Genomic DNA, 2,259 nt, shown 5'->3' on the forward strand with positions numbered 1-2,259 from the left:
CCCCGCCCACCGCCCTGCCGCACCGCCGCGAGACCGGCGTCACCAGCACCGGCGGCGCGCACGCCGTGATGAACCACCGCGGGGACAGCGTCACGCTGACCGGCACCGGCTATGTCCTCGTCCGCTGGCAGATCTCGCCGCAGTACCGGTCCGGCGGCCTCGTCATGCCGACGTGGACCGGTCTCAAGGGCGAGCTCTTCCACGTCGCCTCGGGCGGCGGCCGCCGCATGGACGACCCCGTCAGCGCCACGGACGCCACCGCCACCGGCATGGGCAACTCCACCGTCGGCTACGCCGTCCCGCCCGCCGGCACCCAGCAGATGTGGCAGAACGAGTACTTCCACCTCGACGGCAGCGTCACCCTCACGGTCAACGAGAGCGGCGCCGACTACGGCCTCAGCGTCTTCCCGTCCAGCTGGGAGGCGGTCGAGCAGGACATCGCCACCGGTCCCGCCCAGGGCGTCACGCGCTACGGGCTGGTCCGCGACACCGGCGGGGACGACACCCCGGTGCCGCAGTACGTCACCCGGTCGACTCCCGCCGATCCGGCCGCCGTTGCCCAGCGGTCCCGGGTGTAGCGCCGCCGTCGGTGGACTCGCGGTCCAGGCTCCCGTTCGCCTGTGCCCTCAGCGCGCAGAGGACGTCGACGCGGTTCGTGGTGATCGAGTCGACGCCCAGGGCGGCGAGGCGGCGCATCGCGCGGCGGGTGTCGGGGGTCCAGACCGAGATCAGACAGCCGTCGGCGTGGATGCGTTCGGCAAGGTCCTGGTCCATCAGGCCGAAGCGGTAGTTCAACCAGCGGGGCCCGACCGCCTCCAGGAGGGTGGGGCGCGGGGGCGCGAGGCTGGTCCAGGTGAGCGCGATCTCGGCGGACGGGTCGGCCGCTCGGACGGCGAGCATGGCGGTGGCGTCGGCACAGTAGTAGACGCGGTCCTGGGCACCGTGGTCACGCACCGTGTCGACCACACGGCGGGCTACCCGGACCTCCCGCGTACCGGGCAGGTCGAGCATCAGGCGGTGTCCTGCGGTGGCTTCGAGGGCCTCCGCGAGGGTCGGCACCCCGCCCCCCGTCAGCCCCCGCACCTCGTCCGCGGACAGGGACCGCAGGGGGCGGTCGTGCCCCCACAGCCGCTTCAGCGTGTCGTCGTGGAGCAGCACCGGTACGCCGTCCCTGGTGAGCCGTACGTCGATCTCCACCGCGTCCGCGCCCCGGGCGAGCGCGGAACGCAGGGAGTCGATCGTGTTCTCACGGACGCGGTAGGGGTCGCCGCGGTGTGCCACGGCCGTCAGCTTCTGCATGCGCCCATTGTGGTCAGGGGGCGAGCCAGGTGCTCGTGTACGTGTCGATCTCGCCCTTGATCCTGGCTTTGCCGGGCTCGTCGAGGAAGGACGCGTCGACCGCGTTCTTCGCGAGTGCGGCCAGGCCCTCCTCGTCGAGGTTCAGCAGCCGCGCCGCCACCGCGTACTCGCTGTTGAGGTCGGTGCCGAACATCGGGGGGTCGTCGGAGTTGATCGTGACGACGACGCCCGCCTTCACGAACTCCCTGATCGGGTGCTCGTCGAGGGTGCGGACGGCCCGGGTCGCGATGTTGGAGGTGGGGCACACCTCCAGCGGGATGCGGTGCTCGGCGAGGTGGGCAAGGAGCGCCGGGTCCTGGGCGGAGCTCGTGCCGTGGCCGATGCGCTCGGCGTGCAGGTGGGTGAGGGCGTCCCACACCGTCTCCGGGCCGGTCGTCTCGCCGGCGTGCGGGACCGAGTGCAGGCCGGCGGCGATCGCCCGGTCGAAGTACGGCTTGAACTGGGGGCGGGGGACGCCGATCTCGGGGCCGCCGAGACCGAAGCTCACGAGGCCCTCCGGGCGGAGGCGGTCGTCGGTGGCCAGCCGGGTCGTCTCCTCGGCGGCCTCCAGACCGGCCTCGCCGGGGATGTCGAAGCACCAGCGCAGTACGGTGCCGAACTCCGACTCCGCCGCCTTGCGGGCGTCCTCGATCGCCTCCATGAACGCGCGCTCGTCGATGCCGCGGCGGGTGGAGGAGAACGGGGTGATGGTGAGCTCGGCGTAGCGGACCTGCTGGCGGGCGAGGTCTCTTGCGACCTCGTAGGTGAGGAGCCGTACGTCCTCGGGGGTGCGGATCAGGTCCACGACGCTGAGGTAGACGTCGATGAAGTGGGCGAAGTCCGTGAAGGTGAAGTAGTCGACGAGTGCCTCGGGGTCCGTGGGGACCTTGGAGTCGGGGTGGCGGGCGGCCAGTTCGGAGA

General features: G+C 72.1%; 2 protein-coding genes and 1 pseudogene. 1 reads left to right on the top strand and 2 read right to left on the bottom strand.

The window, feature by feature from the left end:
* Positions 1-578, top strand: a pseudogene (locus tag EHS43_RS42990) (sigma-70 family RNA polymerase sigma factor); the annotation flags it as partial.
* Here the strand turns inward: EHS43_RS42990 and EHS43_RS42995 are convergent.
* Together EHS43_RS42995 and EHS43_RS43000 are read right to left on the bottom strand one after the other, a co-directional pair.
* The gene (locus tag EHS43_RS42995; RefSeq protein ID WP_125195878.1) at positions 523-1,299 is read right to left on the bottom strand and encodes a glycerophosphodiester phosphodiesterase; all 777 of its coding nucleotides are present in this window, start codon (positions 1,297-1,299) and stop codon (positions 523-525) included. The pseudogene EHS43_RS42990 and the gene EHS43_RS42995 sit on opposite strands and share 56 nt — an antisense overlap.
* A gap of 13 nt (positions 1,300-1,312) precedes the next feature.
* Positions 1,313-2,259 (bottom strand): adenosine deaminase (locus EHS43_RS43000; protein WP_125195879.1); only part of this gene is annotated, 947 nt, incomplete at its 5' end.

It is taken from the genome of Streptomyces sp. RP5T (assembly GCF_003933965.1).
Lineage (GTDB): Bacteria > Actinomycetota > Actinomycetes > Streptomycetales > Streptomycetaceae > Streptomyces.